The 19,356-nt window shown below is 74.0% G+C and carries 18 protein-coding genes and 1 pseudogene; 9 read left to right on the forward strand and 10 right to left on the reverse strand.

Features of this window, described 5'->3' with window-relative positions; all coding sequences use genetic code 11:
* Positions 1 to 132: 132 nt before the first annotated feature.
* The 3 genes and pseudogenes from IF37_RS46035 to IF37_RS0129060 form a co-directional block, all read left to right on the forward strand.
* A pseudogene (locus IF37_RS46035) lies at positions 133 to 519 on the forward strand (AraC family transcriptional regulator); the annotation flags it as partial.
* A 133-nt stretch (positions 520 to 652) separates the two neighbouring features.
* Entirely contained in the window at positions 653 to 1,372 is a 720-nt protein-coding gene (locus tag IF37_RS0129055; RefSeq protein WP_030748917.1) for a DsbA family oxidoreductase, read from the forward strand.
* 96 nt (positions 1,373 to 1,468) lie between these two features.
* A complete protein-coding gene (locus IF37_RS0129060; protein ID WP_030748920.1) occupies positions 1,469 to 2,530 on the forward strand; it encodes an aminotransferase class V-fold PLP-dependent enzyme in 1,062 nt (353 codons plus the stop codon).
* A gap of 63 nt (positions 2,531 to 2,593) precedes the next feature.
* On the opposite strand, the gene thpD is transcribed toward IF37_RS0129060, so the two are convergent.
* From thpD to IF37_RS0129085, 5 genes are all read right to left on the reverse strand, one after another.
* Positions 2,594 to 3,487: an ectoine hydroxylase gene (gene thpD / locus IF37_RS0129065; protein WP_030748923.1), complete on the reverse strand. Its 894-nt coding sequence runs from the start codon at positions 3,485 to 3,487 to the stop codon at positions 2,594 to 2,596.
* A 5-nt stretch (positions 3,488 to 3,492) separates the two neighbouring features.
* Positions 3,493 to 3,897 (reverse strand): ectoine synthase, encoded by a 405-nt coding sequence (locus IF37_RS0129070; protein ID WP_030748926.1) that lies wholly within the window; start codon positions 3,895 to 3,897, stop codon positions 3,493 to 3,495.
* A gap of 56 nt (positions 3,898 to 3,953) precedes the next feature.
* On the reverse strand, positions 3,954 to 5,225 hold the full coding sequence (gene ectB / locus IF37_RS0129075) for a diaminobutyrate--2-oxoglutarate transaminase (protein ID WP_030748929.1): 1,272 nt from the start codon (positions 5,223 to 5,225) through the stop codon (positions 3,954 to 3,956).
* Positions 5,226 to 5,238: 13 nt separating this feature from the next.
* Entirely contained in the window at positions 5,239 to 5,757 is a 519-nt protein-coding gene (gene ectA, locus IF37_RS0129080; protein WP_030748933.1) for a diaminobutyrate acetyltransferase, read from the reverse strand.
* Between the two features lie 370 nt (positions 5,758 to 6,127).
* Complete coding sequence (locus IF37_RS0129085; protein ID WP_030748936.1) at positions 6,128 to 7,228, reverse strand: alanine--glyoxylate aminotransferase family protein; 1,101 nt, start codon at positions 7,226 to 7,228, stop codon at positions 6,128 to 6,130.
* A gap of 136 nt (positions 7,229 to 7,364) precedes the next feature.
* Here IF37_RS0129085 and IF37_RS0129090 point away from each other — a divergent pair, with 136 nt between their 5' ends.
* From IF37_RS0129090 to IF37_RS0129110, 5 genes are all read left to right on the forward strand, one after another.
* Positions 7,365 to 8,213 (forward strand): transporter substrate-binding domain-containing protein, encoded by an 849-nt coding sequence (locus IF37_RS0129090; RefSeq protein WP_030748939.1) that lies wholly within the window; start codon positions 7,365 to 7,367, stop codon positions 8,211 to 8,213.
* Positions 8,210 to 9,043, forward strand: a complete 834-nt coding sequence (locus IF37_RS0129095; RefSeq protein ID WP_030748942.1) for an amino acid ABC transporter permease — start codon at positions 8,210 to 8,212, stop codon at positions 9,041 to 9,043. Before IF37_RS0129090 ends, IF37_RS0129095 begins: the two co-directional genes overlap by 4 nt.
* Positions 9,040 to 9,834, forward strand: coding sequence for an amino acid ABC transporter ATP-binding protein (locus tag IF37_RS0129100; protein ID WP_030748946.1), 795 nt, complete (start codon positions 9,040 to 9,042; stop codon positions 9,832 to 9,834). Before IF37_RS0129095 ends, IF37_RS0129100 begins: the two co-directional genes overlap by 4 nt.
* Positions 9,835 to 9,912: 78 nt before the next feature.
* Positions 9,913 to 11,004, forward strand: coding sequence for an amidohydrolase family protein (locus tag IF37_RS0129105; protein ID WP_030748949.1), 1,092 nt, complete (start codon positions 9,913 to 9,915; stop codon positions 11,002 to 11,004).
* A gap of 134 nt (positions 11,005 to 11,138) precedes the next feature.
* On the forward strand, positions 11,139 to 12,047 hold the full coding sequence (locus IF37_RS0129110) for an SCO1860 family LAETG-anchored protein (protein WP_030748952.1): 909 nt from the start codon (positions 11,139 to 11,141) through the stop codon (positions 12,045 to 12,047).
* A gap of 532 nt (positions 12,048 to 12,579) precedes the next feature.
* Here IF37_RS0129110 and cobC read toward each other — a convergent pair.
* The 5 genes from cobC to cobM all read right to left on the reverse strand — a co-directional run bounded on the left by cobC (position 12,580) and on the right by cobM (position 18,531).
* Entirely contained in the window at positions 12,580 to 13,740 is a 1,161-nt protein-coding gene (gene cobC, locus IF37_RS0129115) for an Rv2231c family pyridoxal phosphate-dependent protein CobC (protein WP_079165932.1), read from the reverse strand.
* The gene (locus tag IF37_RS0129120; protein WP_030748958.1) at positions 13,730 to 14,659 is read right to left on the reverse strand and encodes a sirohydrochlorin chelatase; all 930 of its coding nucleotides are present in this window, start codon (positions 14,657 to 14,659) and stop codon (positions 13,730 to 13,732) included. Before IF37_RS0129120 ends, cobC begins: the two co-directional genes overlap by 11 nt.
* A gap of 130 nt (positions 14,660 to 14,789) precedes the next feature.
* Positions 14,790 to 16,490 carry a precorrin-3B C(17)-methyltransferase gene (cobJ, locus tag IF37_RS0129130; protein WP_030748961.1) on the reverse strand — a complete coding sequence of 567 codons (1,701 nt, stop codon included), beginning with the start codon at positions 16,488 to 16,490 and terminating at the stop codon, positions 14,790 to 14,792.
* Positions 16,487 to 17,716, reverse strand: coding sequence for a bifunctional cobalt-precorrin-7 (C(5))-methyltransferase/cobalt-precorrin-6B (C(15))-methyltransferase (locus IF37_RS0129135; protein ID WP_030748964.1), 1,230 nt, complete (start codon positions 17,714 to 17,716; stop codon positions 16,487 to 16,489). Before IF37_RS0129135 ends, cobJ begins: the two co-directional genes overlap by 4 nt.
* Positions 17,713 to 18,531, reverse strand: coding sequence for a precorrin-4 C(11)-methyltransferase (cobM, locus tag IF37_RS0129140; protein ID WP_030748966.1), 819 nt, complete (start codon positions 18,529 to 18,531; stop codon positions 17,713 to 17,715). The genes IF37_RS0129135 and cobM overlap by 4 nt, the downstream gene beginning before the upstream one ends.
* A gap of 83 nt (positions 18,532 to 18,614) precedes the next feature.
* On the opposite strand from cobM, the gene IF37_RS0129145 reads away from it, so the two are divergent.
* Positions 18,615 to 19,346 carry a ZIP family metal transporter gene (locus tag IF37_RS0129145; RefSeq protein ID WP_030748968.1) on the forward strand — a complete coding sequence of 244 codons (732 nt, stop codon included), beginning with the start codon at positions 18,615 to 18,617 and terminating at the stop codon, positions 19,344 to 19,346.
* The last annotated feature ends 10 nt before the right edge of the window (positions 19,347 to 19,356 follow it).

Consider the following 19,356-nt stretch of genomic DNA (forward strand, 5'->3'; position numbering starts at 1 on the left):
GCCCCGCCGCGAAGCCGCCGCGCACCGGCGTACCGGGCACCGCGACGCCGAGGCCGCCGGCCCCCGCCGTGCCGCCCCGGGGCCGGCGCCACCGCACCGGGACCCCGGCTGCCCCGCGACGCGACGGCCTTCGCCGAGGCCGGCCCGCTCAAGGGCCGCAAGGCGACGACCTGCTGGGCGCACGCCGAGGAGATGCGCCGCCGCCCACCCCGACGTCGGCATCCAAGGCGACCTCCTCCACGCCCAGGACGGCCGGTTCCCGACCTCCTCCGGCTACGCCGCGGGCATCGACCTGTGCCTGCACACCATCCGCACCGACTACGGCGCCGCCATCGCCAACGAGGTGGCCCGGCTCGCCCCGGCGGACAGACCCCGTTCACCCGGACCCCGCTGCCGCCCGAGCGCGGCACCACCTGCGCCGACACCCGCGGCTGGGCCATACGCCACCTCGACCGGCCGCTCACCCTGACCGACCCGGCCCGGCACCCGGGGATCTCCGTGCGCACCCTGACCCGGCGCGCCGGTCCCACCCCGAGCGCCTCGCCTGACCGGACCGCGCCGACGGCCCGGGAATGAAACGTCCTGTTTGAACGTTCATATACCGGCTCGGGGAGGGACCCCGCGGCCGTACGACCCGAAGAGAGCCCCCTACATGCGCGTCGAGATCTGGAGCGACATCGCCTGCCCCTGGTGCTACGTGGGCAAGGCCCGCTTCGAGAAGGCGCTGGCCGCCTTCCCGCACCACGACGGCGTCGAGGTGGTGCACCGCTCCTTCGAGCTGGACCCGGGCCGCGCCAAGGGCGATGTCCAGCCGGTGATCACCATGCTGACCGCGAAGTACGGCATGAGCGAGGCGCAGGCCCAGGCGGGCGAGGACAACCTGGGCGCCCAGGCCGCCGCCGAGGGACTGGACTACCGCACCCGGGACCGCGACCACGGCAACACCTTCGACATGCACCGCCTGCTGCACTTCGCCAAGGACCGGGGCAGGCAGGACGAGCTGATCCAGATCCTGTACCGGGCGAACTTCGCCGAGGAGCGGTCCGTGTTCACCGAGGGCGACGAACGCCTGGTGGAGCTGGCCGTCGAGGCCGGACTGGACGCCGGGGCCGCCCGCGCGGTCCTCGCCGACCCGGACGCCTACGCCGACGAGGTCCGCGCCGACGAGCGCGAGGCCGCGCAGCTCGGCGCCTCCGGTGTGCCGTTCTTCGTCATCGACCGCAAGTACGGCGTCTCCGGCGCCCAGCCCGCCGAGGTCTTCACCCGGGCGCTGGCCCAGGCGTGGGGCGAGCGCTCCCCGCTGCGCCTGGTCGGCCAGGGGGACGCCGAGGCGTGCGGCCCGGACGGGTGCGCGGTGCCGCAGCACGGCTGAGACCCGCGGCCCGGCGCCGCCGGAGCGGGGAGCGCCCCGCAACACCACGGACGAAATCGCCTTGGCCGGCCGTTCCCCGGGACGCAGAGTGGTCCCATGGAGACCACGGGAACGTTCGACAGCCTCGTCCGTGCCGAGTTCCGCCCGCACGGCACCTACCTCAACACCGCCGGCAACGGCCTGCTGCCGGCCCGCACCGTCGCCGCCCTCCAGCGGGCCGCGCTGCTGCGGGCCGAGGGCCGGCCGCTGACCCCGCTGTACGAGGACGTGGAGGCCGCCCGCGCCGCGTACGCCCGGCTGACCGGGGTCCCGGCCGGCCGGGTGGCCGCGGGCGCCTCGGTCGCCGCGCACACCGGCGTGATCGCCGCCGCGCTGCCCGCGGGCGCCGAAGTCCTCACCGCCGAGGGCGACTTCACCTCGGTGCTCAACCCCTTCCACGTCCGCGGTGACCTCAAGGTGCGCACCGTCCCGCTGGAGCGCGTCGCCGAGTCCGTCCGGCCCGGCACCGCGCTGGTCGCGGTCAGCGCCGTCCAGTCCGCCGACGGCCGGGTCGCCGACCTGCCCGCGCTGCGCGAGGCCGCCCGCGCCCACGGCACCCGTACCTACGTCGACTTCTCCCAGGCCGCCGGCTGGCTGCCGGTGGACGCGGACGCCTACGACTTCACCGCGAGCGTCACCTTCAAGTGGCTGCTGGGCCCGCACGGCGCGGCCTTCCTCACCGTCCCCGAGGACTTCGGCGGGCTGACACCGGTGCTCGCGGGCTGGGTCGCGGCCGAGCGGCCGTGGGACAGCTGTTACGGCCCGGTGGCCGAACTCGCCCACTCCGCCCGGCGGTTCGACCTCACCCACGCCCTGTTCAGCTACACGGGCCTGCGCCGCTCCCTGGAACTCGTCGAGGAACTCGGCGTCACGGCGATCCACGACCACGACGTCGCCCTCGCCGACCGGTTCCGCGCGGGGCTCGCGGACCTCGGCCACGCGGCGGTGCCCGCGCCCGGCTCGGCGATCGTCTCGGTCCCCGGGCTCGGCTCCCGGCAGCCCGGGCTGAGCGAGGCGGGCATCGAGGTCTCCGACCGCGCGGGCCACCTGCGCGCCGCCTTCCACCTCTACAACACGCCTGCGGACGTGGACCGGCTGCTGGCCGCGCTGTCCGGCTGACCGCTCCGGTCCCGGCCCCGGCCCGGCTCACCGCCGGGCCGGGGCCCGAAACGCACCGGTGGCTCACCGGACCGGGGTGAAGTCCCTGGCGCCGATGAACTCCGGCCGCCGCACCGGCGCGGCGAACGGCTCCACCGCGGTGTTCTCCACGCTGTTGAACACGATGAAGACGTTGCTGCGCGGGAACGGGGTGATGTTGTCGCCGGAGCCGTGCATGCAGTTGCAGTCGAACCAGGTCGCCGAGCCGGGCCGGCCGGTGAACAGCCGGATGCCGTACTCGCCCGCCAGCGTGGTCAGCGCCTCGTCCGACGGCGTGCCCGCGTCCTGCATCCGGAGGGACTTCTTGTAGTTGTCCTTCGGCGTGGCACCGGCGCAGCCCAGGAACGTGCGGTGCGAGCCCGGCATGATCATCAGGCCGCCGTTGGTGTCGTGGTTCTCGGTCAGCGCGATCGAGACGGACACCGTGCGCATGTTCGGCAGACCGTCCTCGGCGTGCCAGGTCTCGAAGTCCGAGTGCCAGTAGAAGCCGCTCGCCCCGAAGCCCGGCTTGACGTTGATCCGGGACTGGTGGACGTACACGTCGGAGCCGAGGATCTGCCGGGCGCGGCCGACCACGCGCGGGTCGCGCACCAGGCCGGCGAACACCTCGCTGATCCGGTGCACCTCGAAGACCGAGCGGATCTCCTTCGACGCCGGTTCCACGACGGCACGCTCGTCGGCGCGGATCGCCGGGTCGGTGACCAGCCGGTCCAGCTCACGCCGGTACACCTCGACCTCGTCCGGCGCGATCAACTGGTCGACGGCGAGGAAACCGTCCCGCTCGTACGCCTGGAGGTCGGCGGCCGGGATCGGGCCCGGGGTGTCCGGGGCGCCCCAGACGACCGGGTCCTGGCGGGGGACGGTCACCTCGGTGGTGCCGCGGGTCGGGTAGAGGTCCCTCACGGTGGCGACGGTCATGGTCCTCACACCTCCTCGGGCTCGGTGAGCAGCGGGTAGACGCCGTTCTCGTCGTGGTCCTCCCGTCCGGTGACGGGCGGGTTGAACACGCAGATGCAGTGGAAGTCGTCCTTGACGCGCAGCGTGTGCCGCTCGTGCCCGTCGAGGAGGTACATGGTCCCGGGGGTGATGGTGTACGTCCTCCCGGTCTCCTGGTCGGTCAGCTCGGCCTCGCCCCGGGTGCAGACCACGGCCTCGACGTGGTTGGCGTACCACATCGACGTCTCGGTCCCGGCGTAGAGGATGGTCTCGTGCAGGGAGAAGCCGACCCGCTCCTTGGCGAGGACGATGCGCTTGCTCTCCCAGGTGCCGGACTTCGCCTTGACGTGCCGGTCGGTGCCTTCGATGTCCTTGAACGATCGGACGATCACGGTGCTGTGTCTCCTCCTTGCTGTACGGACTTGCTGTACGGACCGCTGACGGTGGTTCAGGCGGTCTCGCGGACGGCGCGGGCCAGGATGCTCAGCCCCTCGTCCAGTTCGTCGGGCGTGACGGTCAGGGCGGGCAGCAGCTTGACGACCTCGCTCTCCGGGCCGGACGTCTCGATGAGCAGGCCGAGTTCGAACGCCCGCCGGGCGATCGCGGAGGCCCGCGCCTTGTCGTGGAACTCAAGGCCCCACACCAGACCGCGTCCGCGGTACTCCTTCACGTCGGCGCGGTTCTCCCCGGTGATGGCGACCAGTGCCCGCTCCACCTGCTCACCGCGGGCGCGGGTCTGCTTCTCCATGGCCGAGCCGTCGGTCCAGTACGCCTCCAGGGCGGCGGTGGCCGTGACGAAGGCGGGGTTGTTGCCGCGGAAGGTGCCGTTGTGCTCGCCCGGCTCCCAGACGTCCAGCTCGGGCTTGAACAGGCACAGGGACATCGGCAGGCCGTAGCCGCTGATCGACTTGGACACGGTGACGATGTCCGGCGTGATGCCCGCCTCCTCGAAGGAGAAGAAGGCGCCGGTACGGCCGCAGCCCATCTGGATGTCGTCGACGATCAGCAGCATGTCCTGCCGCTCGCACAACTCCGCCAGCGCGCGCAGCCATTCGGACCGGGCGACGTTGATGCCGCCCTCGCCCTGCACGGTCTCCACGATGACGGCGGCGGGCTTGTTCAGGCCGGAGCCCTGGTCCTCCAGCAGCCGCTCGAACCAGAGGAAGTCCGGGACCTTGCCGTCGAAGTAGTTGTCGAACGGCATCGGCGTGCCGTGCACCAGCGGGATGCCGGCACCCGCGCGCTTGAAGGCGTTGCCGGTGACGGCGAGCGAGCCCAGGGACATGCCGTGGAAGGCGTTGGTGAACGACACGATCGCCTCGCGGCCCTTCACCTTCCGCGCCAGCTTCAGCGCGGACTCCACCGCGTTGGTGCCCGTCGGCCCCGGGAACATGACCTTGTACGGCAGGTCGCGCGGGCGCAGCACCAGGTCCTGGAAGGTCTGGAGGAAGGCCCGCTTGGCGGCGGTCGACATGTCCAGGCCGTGCGTGACGCCGTCGCGTTCCAGATAGTCGAGCAGCGCCCGTTTGAGCACCGGGTTGTTGTGGCCGTAGTTGAGTGACCCGGCGCCGGCGAAGAAGTCGAGGTACGCATGGCCGTCCTCGTCGTACATCCGGCTGCCCCGCGCCCGGTCGAAGACGGTGGGCCAGCCGCGGCAGTAGCTGCGCACCTCGGACTCGAGGGTTTCGAAGACGCTCAGGTCGGGCTGGGTGATGGTCACGGTGAATCGCTCCTCAGTGGGCGGTGGACTCGGGCAGCGGGCCGATGCGGTAGAGGACTTCGGAGTCGTGCGGGCCGTCCGGGAACTGGCCGGCGGGGAACAGCACCTCGCGGTCGACCCGGGCGCCGTGCCGCTCGGCGAACGAGGTGAACAGGCGCTCGGACGCGGTGTTGCCGGGGGTGATCGTGGTCTCCAGCCCGGTGATGCCCCGCTCGGCGGTGAGCCGTGCGGTCAGACTGTCCAGCAGCGCCGCGGCGATGCCGTAGCCGCGGTGGGAGGCGTCGACGGCCACCTGCCAGACGAGCAGGGTGCGGGGGCGGTCCGGCCGCAGGTATCCGGTGACGAAACCGACCGGTTCCCCGTCCGCACCGCGCGCCACCGCCGAGGTGCCGGCGAAGTCCCGGCACCACAGCAGATAGCTGTAGGAAGAGTTCAGGTCGAGGGTTTCGGAGTCCTTGGCGATACGCCAGAGAGCGGCACCGTCGGATGGCGCCGGACGTTCGATGAGCAGGTCTGCGGGTGCGGCAGTCATGCGGCACGAATTTAGCGAGGTGAATTCGAAAATGCACGGGAGCCGTTGATGGGCGTCACGAACGCCCAGGCGTTATGTCCGCAATGGCCTGTGATAAATGGGTGCAAATCGCACCGGCTGTGGAGTGTGTCACAGCCCGGAAAGCGAAGAAAGCCCGCCCGGCAAACTTCCCTGTTTAGCTCTGCAAAAAGCGGGCAGAAGAAGACGGGAAGCTATCTTCCGAAGAATTGGCGGGAATTGTGAAAGGGAATTGAATTCGTTGTCCGATGTCCCGTCGATACCTTCACGGCAGGCAGGTGGAATGCCGTGCGCACCGGGGGACAAACCCCGGGGGAGTGCGGGCGCGGCCCCCGGGGAACGCCCCCGACGGCTACCGCCAGACCTCGTCCACGGCCCGCCCGGCCGCGGCCACGTCCACGTCCGCCCCCGCCTCCGCGAGCGCGGCGCCCAGCGCGGCCAGCGACCCCCGTACCGCCCCCGGCGTCGCGTCCGGCCCGTAGTGGTTGACCCGGATCATCTCCTTGGCCAGGGCGCCGCCGCCCGCGGCCAGCGGCAGCGCCGGGTCGCTCTCCAGGGCCCGCGCCACCAGCTCCGACGCCTCCACCCCGGACGGCACCCGCAGCGTCGTGGCGACCGGCGCCGCGTCCCGCTCCTCGTATACATACGGCTCCAGGCCCCCGCCCAGCGCCCCCGCCCCGGCCCGCGAGGCCAGCGCGGCACGCCGGTGCCGGGCCATCACCGCTTCGAGCCCGTCCGACTCGATCCGCTCCAGGCACGCCTGAAGCGCCAGCATCTCCAACTGGGCCGGGGCGTGCGGCAGCGCCTTGCGGCCGGCGTCGATCCACCGCTCCTTCCAGTCCAGCAGGGAGAGGTAGGAGCGGCGCGGGGCGTTCGGGTTCGCCGCCATGCGCGCCCACGCCCGCTCGCTCACCGAGATCGCCGACACGCCCGCCGGGCCGCCCATAGCCTTCTGCGCCCCGATCACGCACAGGTCCACGCCCCACGCGTCCGGCAGCACCGGCTCGGCGCCCACGGAGGCCACCGCGTCCAGGTAGAACAGGGCGCCCTGTTCCCGCACCGCCTCGCCGATCTCCGCGACCGGGTTGGTGTTGCCGGTCGCCGCCTCGGCGTGCACCAGCGACACGAAGTCGATCTCCGGGTGCGCGGCGAACGCCTCCCGGACCTGGTCGGCGGTCACGGCCGTGTGGAAGGGCACGGAGATGTCGTGCACGGTGGCCCCGGCGTCGCGCAGCCAGTTCCCGAAGGTCTGGCCGTACGGGCCGGTGATCACGTTCAGCGCCACCGTGCCCGGACCGGCCGCCGCGCGGATCGCGCCCTCCAGTGGCAGCAGCGCCTCGCCCTGGGTGATCAGCACGTCCTGCCGGGTCCGGAGCAGCCGGGCCACGCCGTCCTCGATGGCGGCGAAGCGCTCGGCACTCAGCGGGGGCAGGTCGAGGAAGGGGTGGGTCACGGCGTGCTCTCTTCGCTCTCGGGGATCGACTCCACCGATCTTAGGTCGAAAGCCCTCGTAACCATCGGTTTGATTTGAGAGACTCAAACCCTTCCTTATAATCGGAAGCCACTGTTCCCCGTCAGGAGATCTCCCCATGAAAACGCTCGCAGGGCGCCGGACCCGCCTTCTGGCCGCCACCACCGCGACCGCCGCACTCGCGCTCGTCGTGGCCGGCTGCTCCTCCGGCGATTCGGGGAGTGGCAAGACGACCGTCAAGGGCGTCCACCTTGCCAAGGCCGGTCAGCTGACCACCTGCACCCACCTGCCGTACCCGCCGTTCCAGTCGGAGGTGGACGGCAAGGTGCAGGGCTTCGACGTCTCCCTGATCGACCTCGTCGCCCAGGACCTCGGCGTCAAGCAGCAGATCCTCGACACGCCCTTCGAGAACTTCAAGACCGGCGCCTTCCTGAACTCCGGGGAGTGCGACCTGGCCGCCGCCGGCATGACCATCACGCCCGAGCGCAAGAAGAACGTCGACTTCTCCGACCCCTACTTCGAGGCCACCCAGGCCGTCCTGGTGGACAAGAGCAGCGGGATCGACTCGCTCGCCGACGTCAAGGCCAAGGGCAAGAAGCTCGGCGCCCAGGCGCAGACCACCGGCGAGGACTACGTCAAGGGCAAGGGCTACGACCCGATCTCCTTCGAGTCCTCCGACGCCGTCCTCAACGGCCTGCGCACCGGCCAGGTCCAGGCCGTCGTCATCGACTTCCCGGTCGTCCAGGGCTGGCTGAAGGACAAGGCCAACGCCGACAAGTTCAAGGTCGTGGACAACCTCAAGACCGGCGAGCAGTACGGCTTCACGGTGAAGAAGGGCAACAAGGCGCTGCTCGACGCCGTGAACAAGGCCCTGAAGGACGCCAAGGCCGACGGCACCTACAAGAAGATCTACGAGAAGTGGATCGGCCCCTACGACGCCTCCGTCGCCTCTCCCGCCGCCTCATGAGCGACACGGACGTACGACTCCAGCCGAAGAAGAAGGGACTGACCCGGCGGCAGAAGCGCACCGTGTCGCGGGGCGTCCAGTACGCCGTCTTCGCCGCCGCCGTGATCGCCTTCGCGGTCTCGGCGGACTGGGGGCGGCTCCAGAACCAGTTCGCCCAGGCCGACATCGCCCGGCAGATGTTCCCGGACGTCATCACGCTGGCGCTCAAGAACACCGTGCTCTACACGCTGTCCGGCTTCGTCGTCGGGCTCGTCCTCGGCATGGTCATCGCGCTGATGCGGCTGTCCTCCGTGGGCCCGTACCGCTGGCTGGCGGGCGTCTACATCGAGATCTTCCGCGGCCTGCCGGCCCTGCTGATCTTCATCTTCGTCGGCGTCGCCGTGCCGCTCGCCTTCCCCGGCACCGAGATCCCCGGCGGCACGTACGGCAAGGTCGCCCTCGCGCTCGGCCTCGTCTCGGCCGCCTACATGGCCGAGACCATCCGGGCCGGCATCCAGGCCGTGCCCAAGGGGCAGATGGAGGCGGCCCGCTCGCTCGGCTTCTCGCCCGCGAAGGCCATGGTCTCGATCATCATCCCGCAGGCCTTCCGGATCATCCTGCCGCCGCTCACCAACGAACTGGTCCTGCTCTTCAAGGACTCCTCGCTGGTGCTGTTCCTCGGCGTCACCCTGGAGGAGCGGGAACTGTCCAAGTTCGGCCGCGACCTCGCCAGCACCACCGCCAATTCCACGCCGATCCTGGTCGCGGGCCTGTGCTACCTGCTGGTCACCATCCCGCTCAGCTTCGTCGTCCGCCGTATGGAGACCAAGGCCCAGGAGGCGATCCGGTGAGCCGCCCCGAGATCGAGGTACGCGGGCTGCACAAGTCCTTCGGCGACAACGAGGTGCTGCGCGGCATCGACCTGGAGATCGGCCAGGGCGAGGTCGTCTGCGTCATCGGCCCCTCCGGCTCCGGCAAGTCGACGCTGCTGCGCTGCGTGAACCTGTTGGAGGAGCCCAGCCGGGGCCAGGTCTTCGTCGGCGGCGGCGAGGTGACCGACCCCGATGTCGACATCGACGCCGTGCGCCGCCGGATCGGCATGGTCTTCCAGCAGTTCAACCTCTTCCCGCACCTGAGCGTCACCGAGAACCTCACGTTGCCCCAGCGCCGGGTCCTCGGGCGGGACAAGGCGGCGGCCGCGCGGATCGCCGCCGAGAACCTGGCCCGGGTCGGCCTCGCGGAGAAGGCGGACGCCTACCCGGCCTCCCTCTCCGGCGGCCAGCAGCAGCGCGTCGCCATCGCCCGCGCGCTCGCCATGGGGCCCGAGGTGATGCTGTTCGACGAGCCGACCTCCGCGCTCGACCCCGAACTGGTCGGTGACGTCCTCGCCGTCATGCGCATGCTCGCCCGGGAGGGCATGACGATGATGGTCGTCACGCACGAGATGACCTTCGCCCGCGAGGTCGCCGACCGGGTCGTCTTCATGGACGGCGGCGTGATCGTCGAGGACGGCAGCCCCGAGCAGGTCATCGGCGCCCCGCGGCACGAGCGCACCCGGCACTTCCTCTCCCGCCTGCTCGACCCGGCGATGGCCGAGGTGGAGGAGGAGACCTCCGATCAGGTGGGGAAGTCGGAACCGTAGGTCGCCGGGTCCTGTCGTCAGACTCCCGCCGTCCGCCCGGAGGGCGGGAGTCTGACGACAGGGCCTAGGGTGCGGTGCATGAGCGATGGGGTGGTGCTGCGCGTGAAGGGCCGGGTCCTGGCGGGCCCGGAGGACGTCCATGACGAGCTGTGGGTGATCGGGGGCCGGATCTCCTACGACCGCCCCGCCGGAGCCCGGGACGTGCGGACCGTCGAGGGATGGGCGCTGCCCGGCCTGGTCGACGCGCACTGCCACGTCGGCCTCGACGCGCACGGCCCGGTCGACGCGGAGACCGCCGAGAAGCAGGCCCGCACCGACCGGGACGCCGGCACCCTGCTGATCAGGGACGCCGGCTCGCCCTCCGACACCCGCTGGATCGACGACCGGGACGACCTGCCGAGGATCATCCGGGCGGGCCGGCACATCGCCCGCACCCGCCGCTACATCCGCAACTACGCCTGGGAGATCGAGCCGGAGGACCTGGTGGCGTACGTCGCCCGGGAGGCCCGGCGCGGCGACGGCTGGGTCAAGCTGGTCGGTGACTGGATCGACCGCGGCCTCGGCGACCTCGACGCCTGCTGGCCCCGCGCGGCGGCCGAGGCCGCGATCGCCGAGGCGCACCGGCTCGGCGCCCGCGTCACCGCCCACTGCTTCGCCGAGAGTTCGCTGCGCGACCTGGTCGAGGCGGGCATCGACTGCGTCGAGCACGCGACGGGCCTCACCGAGGATCTGATCCCGCTCTTCGCCGAGCGGGGCGTCGCCATCGTCCCCACCCTCGTCAACACCGCCACCTTCCCGGACCTCGCGCGCGGCGGCGAGCGCAAGTTCCCGCGCTGGGCGGCCCATATGCGCCGGCTGTACGAGCGGCGCCACGACACCGTGCGCGCCGCCTACGACGCCGGCATCCCGGTCTACGTCGGCACCGACGCCGGCGGCTCGCTCGCCCACGGCCTGGTCGCGGCGGAGGTCGCCGAGCTGGTCACCGCCGGCATCCCGCCCCTCGCGGCGCTGTCGGCGACGAGCTGGGGTGCCCGAACCTGGCTCGGCCGGCCGGGGCTGGCGGAGGGCGCTCCCGCCGACCTGGTGGTGTACGAGGCCGATCCGCGGGCCGACGTGCGGGTGCTGGCGGCGCCGCGCCGGGTGGTGCTCAACGGACACGTCGTCGAGTAGGCGTGCCCGTGATTCGCATCGGCGTGCGGGGAATCCACGTTCGGGTGAAGTAACCCCGGATCACCGTCCGTTCACCCACAGTGGGGACAAGGTTGACGGGTCCCAAGCAGTTCCGTCTGGGGGGTCCCACCACCTTGAACAGCGACAACTTCCGTATGCCCGCACGCCGATCGGCCGCCCTGGCGGCGGTCGTCGCCCTCACGTCCGCGCCCGCGGTCCTGGGCGCGGGCGCGGCGCACGCCACCGGCGACCACGGTCGCGCCACCGCCGTCGTCCTGCGCACCGGGCTCGACGTCTCCCTGCTCGACAAGTCCGTCGACGTCCCGCTCACGGTCGCCCTCGACGAGGTCCGGGCACCGCGCAGCGCCGACCGCTCCACGCTGTCCGCCCGGCTCGACGGCGTGAACGGCGGCAAGCCGTTCACCGTGCTCGGCGCCGACGTCGCCGAGTCCGGGGCCACGGTCACGGCGCGGCGCGCCGAGGGCTCGGTCCGTCTCGCCCACGCCCGGCTGCACGTCCCCGGCCTGCCGCTGCTGTCCCTGATCGAGGCCGACGCCGTCACCGCCCGGGCCACCTGCGACGTCGGCAGGGCACCGGCCGCCTCGTCGAACGTCCTCGGCACCGTCACCGTCCTCGGCCGGCGTGTCACGCTGACCGCCGGCGGCCGGACGGAGGTGAAGGTACCCGGCGTCGGCGAGGTCCGCCTCGATCTCGCCCGGCGGACCACCACGACCCGTACGGCCGCCGCGACCGCCCTCGAACTCAAGGTCTCCGTCAACCCGCTGAACCTCAACGTCGCCGACGTCGAGGGCACCGTCACCCTGGCCGAGGCCACCTGCGCCTCCCCGGGGGCCCCGCCCACCGGCCGGCCGGTGCCCAGCCACGACCCGGCCGCCGACGTCCGCCCCCAGGGCGCCCCGGCCCAGGCCGACCTGGCGGAGACCGGCGGCAGCCCGGCGACCCCGTACATCGCGGGCGGCGCGCTGGCGCTGCTGCTGGCCGGCGGGGGAGCGCTGGCGCTGGCCCGCCGCCGGAAGCACTGACACCGACGGCCCACGAGTCATCCCGGGCGCCTGAGCCACCGGACCGACCCCCGCACGACCGAGAACACGCCCAGCCCCTCGGCCGGGCCGCGGCGGGAGGGGAGAGGCGGGGGGCACCAGCCCGGTGGCTCGGCTCGGCGGGGCTGGCAGGGCAGGGGAGGGTAGCCCGGCGGCTCGGCCTGACCGTCCAGGTCGGCGGCTTCGCCGGGGCCGCTCCCGCCCGGCTGTTCGGCCCGGTGGCTCGGCCCCGGTCGCTTGGCCGCGCCGTTCAGCCCGCCGGGGCAGGCGGGGCAGGGGGGAGACTCGGCCGGGCCGTTCAGCGCGGCGGGTCGGCCCGGCGGCTCGGGCCCATCGCCTAGGCTGGGCCGCTCAGCCCGGCGGGATGGGCGGGGTGGGGCAGGAGGCAGCAGTTCGGTCGCTTGGCCGGGGCCGCTCCCGGCCGGCCGGGCAGCCCGGCGGGGCAGGCAGGGCAGGGGACAGCAGCCCGGTCGCTTGGCCGGGCGGGTTGCCCGGGCCGGTCCCGCCCGGTTTTTCAGCTCGGCGGGACAGGCGCGGCAGGGGGCAGCAGCCCGGTGGTCCGGCCGGGGCGCTCCGTGGGGGCGGTCCGTCCTGCCGTGTGGCCGGGGCGCTCCGCCTTGTCGGGCAGCGCCGTCGACAGGGCGGTCAGGAAGCCGTTGACCGTCGTCCGGTCCCGTACGGCGATCCGGACCCAGTCCGGGCCCAGGCCCGGGAACGTGTCCCCGCGCCGCACCGCGTAGCCGAGGTCGCGCAGCCGCCGTCGTACCGCGGCGGCGTCCGGCACCCGCACCAGCACGAACGGCCCCTCCGCCGGCCCGACCACCCGTACGCCCCGGCTGGCGAAGGCCGCCAGCTCCGCCACCAGGTGGGCCCGGTCCGCCGCGCCGCGGTGCGCCGCGTGCCCCGCCTCCGCCAGCGCCCGCGGCGCCACACACGCCTCGGCCGCGGCCAGCGCCGGCGTCGACACCGGCCACAGCGGCTGGGCCCGCTCCAGGGCGGCGACGATCTCCGGCGGAGCCAGCACGTACCCGATGCGCAGCCCCGCCAGCCCCCAGGTCTTGGTCAGGCTGCGCAGCACCACGAGCCCGGGTACGTCCGTCCGCCCGGCCAGCGCCTCCCGTTCCCCCGGCACGGCGTCGATGAACGCCTCGTCCACCACCAGCGTCCGCCCCGGGCGGGCGAGCCCGGCGACGGTCCGGGCCGGGTGCAGCACGGACGTCGGATTGGTCGGGTTGCCGAGCACCACCAGGTCGGCGTCCTCCGGCACGGCCGCCGGGTCCAGCCGGAACCCGTCCGCCTCCGTGAGCAGCACCCGGCGCACGGTGTGCCCGGCGTCCCGCAGCGCCGCCTCCGGCTCCGTGAACTGCGGGTGCACCACCACCGGGCGGCGGACCTCCAGCGCCCGGGCGAGCAGCACGAACGCCTCCGCGGCCCCCGCCGTCAGCAGCACCCGCTCCACCGGCAGCCCGTGCCGCGCCGCGACCGCCGCCCGCGCGGCCCGCCCGTCGGGGTAGGCCGCGAGCGACGACAGCGACCCGGCGATCTCCTCCCGCAGCCACGCCGGAGGCGTGTCGGCGCGGACGTTGACGGCGAGGTCGACCAGGGCCGCCCCGTCGTCCCGCACCTCGGCGTCGCCGTGGTGGCGCAGATCGTGTCCGGCGTCCTCAGTGCGCATGGCTGTGCGAGTGCCCCCCGTGATGGTGCCCGTGCCCGTGGTGGTGGCCGTCGTCGTCCGGGTGGAAGTGCGGCTGCTGCGGCAGCCCCACCTTGTCCTCGAAGCCCGGCAGCGCGATGCGGTACACGCACGAGTCGCAGTTCATGCGCAGATCGCCCTTGACGGCCTCCTCGTACCGCTCCATCACCAGGTCCAGCAGCTCCGGCTCGGGCCCGATGACGTCGGCCGACCGCACCTCGGTCTCCGGGTGCGCGGCGGCCCACTCCTCGGTCTGCCGCCGCACCCGGTCCGGCAGGATGCCGGTGAACAGGAAGTAGGGCAGGACGACGATCCGGCGCGCCCCCAGCGCCACGCAGCGGTCCAGGCCGCTCGGCACGTCCGGCGCCGCCAGCGACACGAACGCCGTCTCCACCCCGGCGTACCCGCGGCCCTCCCACAGCAGCCGCGCCGCCTTGAACACCTCGGCGTTGGCGTCCGGGTCGGTGGACCCGCGCCCGACCAGCAGCACGGTGACGTCCGCCCGCTCCCCGGGCGCCGCGGCGGCAGTGCCGAGCGCCTCGTCCAGCCGCCGCTCCAGCACGCTCAGCAGCGCCGGGTGCGGGCCCAGCGGGCGGCCGTAGGTGTACGAGACGCCCGGGTGCCGCTCCTTCTCGCGGGCCAGCGCCGCCGGGATGTCGCCCTTGGCGTGCCCGGCGGACACCAGCATCAGCGGCACCGCGGCGAACCGGCGCACCCCCCGCTCGACCAGCTCGGTGACGGCTTCGCCGAGCGGCGGCGGGGACAGTTCGATGAAGCCGCCCGCGACGGGCAGCTCGGGGTGGCGGCGCCCCAGTTCGCGGACGAAGTCGCGGAACGCCTCGGCTCCGGCGTCGTCACGGGTGCCGTGTCCGGCGATGAGCAGGGCGGGCGGGGTGGTCACGGGATCTCCTCGGACGAAGCGGGGTGGTGGAACGGGGCGTCGGGCACGGCGGTGGCCGCCGGGGCGGGCGCGACGGCGGCCGAACGGACCGGCGGCGGCAAGCGCGGGGGGCCCGGGCGGGCGGGAGGGCTCACCGGGCGTCCTCCCGGCCCGACTGCCAGCGGTAACCGCGCGGCGTCACCATGCGCCCCGCGATCTCGCGGGTCGCCGTGTTGCCCACGGTCACGACGGTCATCATGTCGACCGTCGCCGGGTCCAGCCCGGCGAGCGTGGTGACCCGGCTGGACTCGTCCGGCCGGGAGGCGTTGCGGACGACGCCGACGGGCGTCGCCGGGTCGCGGTGCCCGGCGAGCACCGCCAGCGCCTTGGGCAGCTGCCAGTCACGGCCCCGGGACCGCGGGTTGTAGAAGGTGACGACGAGGTCCGCCTCGGCCGCCGCGCGCACCCGGCGCTCGATGACCTCCCACGGCGTGTGCAGGTCGGACAGGCTGATGGACACGTGGTCATGGCCCAGCGGCGCGCCCAGCACCGCCCCGGCGGCCAGCGCGGCCGTCACCCCGGGCACCCCCACCACGTCGATGTCGTCCGACGCCTCCGCGAGCGCCGGGGAGGCCATGGCGTACACACCCGCGTCCCCGCTGCCGATCAGCGCCACGGCACGCCCCTCGCGGGCCTGCGCGACCGCCGTGCGGGCCCGCTCCTCCTCCGCGCCGAGCCCCGACTCCAGCACCCGGGTGCCGGGCCGCAGCAGATCGCGGACCTGGTCGACGTACTGGTCGAGCCCGACCAGCACCGAGGCCCGCCGCAGCTCGGCCGCCGCGCGCGGGGTGAGCAGGTCCCGGGCGCCCGGTCCGAGCCCGACCACCGCGAGCCGCCCGCGCCCCGGACGTCGGACCACGGCACAGGTCGCCATCGCCGGCCGTCCGTCGGCGCGCTCCGACTTCCGCTTGGGGACCAGGAGTTCACCGCCCCGCGACAGCGCGGCGGCCTCCGCCACCGACGGTGTGCCGACGGCCGCCAGCGGCGCGTCCGACGGGTTCGGTACCGCGACGCCGGCCAGCTCCCCGGCGGAGTACGTCACCACGGGCACCCCGAGCCGCGCGGCGGCGCCGACGATGCCCGGCTCCTCCGCCTTGGCGTCCACGGTGGCGAGTTCGGCCACCGACGCCACCGAGAGCCCGGCCTCGGCCAGCGTCCGCTCGACCAGTCCGAGCACCTCGGCCTCCGGCGCGCCCCGGGACGCCCCGACCCCGACCACCAGCGTCGGCGGGCGCAGCAGCACCTCGCGCTCGCCGGGTTCGACGGCCCGGTCGGTGACCCGGATGGTGTACGCCCCCTCGGACGCCACCGGCAGCGGCGGCAGCGGCCACGCCACCTCCGCCTCCAGCGCGACCGGCTCCCCGTCCAGCAGGGCCCGGGAGACCGCGGCGACCGCACCCTCGTACGGCAGCCCGAGCGTGTCCAGACCCGGCAGCCCGACCGCGTCCGTCGCGGTCGTCACCACCGGCTCCGCGCCCAGCAGCTCCCCGACCTCGTGGGCGAGCGCGTTGGCGCCGCCGCCGTGCCCGCCGAGCAGCGACACCGCGAACCGGCCGCCCTCGTCCACCGAGACCACGCCCGGATCGGCCGCCTTGTCACCGAGCAGCGGCGCGAGCAGCCGTACCACCGCCCCCGTCGCGAGGAAGCAGACCAGCTGCTCGCACTCGGCGAACGCGGCCCGTACCGCCTCCCCGACGGGACCCTCGTACACCCGGGTGCGGTCCGGCCAGGCCGCGGCCAGCCGGTCCCGCGCCGCCGTCCCCGCCGCGGTGGCGGAAATGAGGCCGATCACTGGACAACTCCTTCACTGGATGCCGGGGTGCGCACGCCCCACAGCAGGAACACAGGATTGGTGGCCGCGAGCCGGGTCACGTCCCCCGGCAGCGGCGCCAGCCGCGAGGACTGGAGCAGCACCCCGTCGCAGGCGAACCCGGCGGCCGTCAGCGCCTCGCGCGCCGCCGGCACCCGGTCCAGCGCGGCCAGGGCGACGACGACCGTCCGCCGGGCCCGCCGCGCGCAGGCGGTGACGACGGCGGCCAGCTCGCGGCCCCCGCCGCCGACGAACACCGCGTCGGGATCGTCCAGCCCGTCCAGGGCCGGCGGCGCAGTGCCGTGCACCACGTCCACGTAGACACCGTGGGCGTCGGCGTTGGCCCGGATCCGCCCGACCCCGTCGGCCGCCTTCTCGACGGCCACGACGGCCGCGCCGAGCCGCGCGCACTCCACCGCCACCGAACCCGACCCGGCGCCCACGTCCCACACCAGGTCGCCCGGCCGCGGCCCCAGCCGGGCCAGGGCCAGCGCCCGCACCTCGAACTTGCTGATCATCGAGTCCCGGTGGGTGAAGGCGTCCTCGTCCAGCGCCCACCGGTCCGGCGGCGGCGTCCCGGCGACCGTCCGCACGGCGCCGAGCGCCCGCGTCTCGTCCAGGCAGAGCACCACGTTCACCGCCGTGCCCCAGTCCCGGGCCGCCGCCTGCGCGGGCGTCACCCGCTCCACCCGCTCCCGCTCCGGGTCGCCGAGGGCGCTCGCCACGACCAGCGTCCGGTCGGCGGGCAGCGCGGCGCCCAGCTCGGCGGGCCCGGCGCCCGGCCCGGTCAGCACGGCCACCTTCGGCCGCGCCCGGCACACGTTCACGGCCGTCCGCAGCTCCCGGCCGTGCGCGCTGACCACGACCGCGTCGTCCCAGGGCAGCCCGATCCGGGCGAAGGCGGTGGCCACGGAGGACACCCCCGGCCGCACGTCCAGCAGCCCGCTGCCGAACCGCTCGGCCAGCGCCCGCACGATCCCGAAGAACCCCGGATCGCCGGAGGCCAGCACGACCACCGGCAGCTCCTCGCCGACGTACTCGGCGACCTTGTCCAGGGCGGGCGCCAGCGGCCCGAGCTCGATCCGGGCGGCGCCCTCGGGCAGCGGTACGGCGTCCAGGTGCCGCCGCCCGCCCACGACCAGTGCGGCCCCGGCGAGGACGGCCGCGGGCACCGGCGCACCGGTCCCCGTGCCGACGACGGTGATCAACTCTTCGGCCTCCGCTCGCGCAGGGCCCGCCGCGCCTCCGGGTCCGCCTTCCGGTACCCGTGGAAGTGACCGGGGTGGTACAGGTGCGAGCGGGTGCCGTGCGCCTCGAGCGCCGGGCCGACCAGGAACAGCGTGTGCTTCCACAGCCTGTGCTCCTTGACCGTCTCCTCCAGCGTGCCGATCGTGCACCTCACCACCAGCTCCTCCGGCCAGGTCGCCTGGTGGGCGACCACCACCGGGGTGGTCGTGGGGTAGCCGCCCTCCAGCAGCTCCCGCACCAGCTGTCCGCTGCGCGCCGCCGACAGGAAGACCGCCATGGTGGTGCCGTGCCGGGCGAACTCGCGCACCTCCTCGCCGGGCGGCATCGGCGTCTTGCCGCCGCCCAGCCGGGTCAGCACCACGGACTGCGCGACCTCGGGGATGGTCAGCTCGCGCCGGGCGATCGCGGCCACGGCCGAGAAGGAGGACACGCCCGGGACGACCTCGGTCGCGATGCCGATCTCCGCGCAGCGGTCCAGCTGCTCCTGGGTGCCGCCCCACAGGGCCGGGTCACCGGAGTGGATGCGGGCGACCGCCAGCCCTTCCTCGAACGCACGTCGGTACACGGCGACGACGTCCTCCAGCGACATCGCCGCGGAGTCCAGGATCTCGGCGCCCTCCCGGGCGTGCTCGAGGACCTCCGCCTGGACCAGGCTCGCGGCCCAGATCACGACGTCGGCCTCGGCGATGGCCCGGGCGGCACGGAACGTCAGCAGGTCGGCGGCGCCGGGGCCGGCACCGACGAAGGTCACCTTGCCGGTGGGGGCTTCGGCCATGGGAATCGGTCCTCTCCTACGAGTACTGCGGTTGTCGCTGCGGGAAGGTGCGGGAACACGGGTCGATCCGATAGCAAGGGCCCATGGCGGTCTTCGTCGCGCTCGGCGCGTTCCTGATGACGCTGGCCGGCGGCTGGACGGCACAGCGGGTGACCGACCGCCGCCACCTGGTCCTGGGCCTGGCCGGCGGACTGATGCTGGGCGTGGTCGGCCTGGACCTGCTGCCGGAGGCGCTGCGCGCGGCCGACCGGGAGGTCTTCGGCGTGCCCGCCGCCCTGCTGCTGTTCGTGGCCGGCTTCCTCCTGGCCCACCTGGTGGAACGCACCCTGGCGGCCCGCCAGACGGCGCACGGCGGAGCCGAGGGACACCGCCACCGGACGCCCGAGGTGGGGCTGACGGCGGCCGGCGCGATGGTGGGCCACAGCGCCATGGACGGCGTGGCGATCGGCGCGGCCTTCCAGGTCGGCGGCGGCATGGCCACGGCCGTCGTGCTCGCCGTGATCGCCCACGACTTCGCCGACGGCTTCAACACCTTCACCGTCACCAGCCTCTACGGCAACGCGCGCCGCCGGGCCGTCGGCATGCTGCTCGCCGACGCCTGCGCGCCCGTGCTGGGCGCCCTGTCCACGGCCGTGTTCCGCATTCCCGAGCCGGTGCTCGGCGGCTATCTCGGCCTCTTCGCCGGCGTACTGCTCTACCTCGCCGCCGCCGAGATCCTGCCCGAGGCCCACCACGAGCACCCGGCCCGCTCCACCCTGCTGTGCACGGTCGCCGGGGCCGCGTTCATCTGGCTGGTGGTCGGCATCACCGGCTGACCGCGCGCCC

This window comes from Streptomyces sp. NRRL S-31, from assembly GCF_000718775.1.
Classification (GTDB): Bacteria; Actinomycetota; Actinomycetes; order Streptomycetales; family Streptomycetaceae; genus Streptomyces.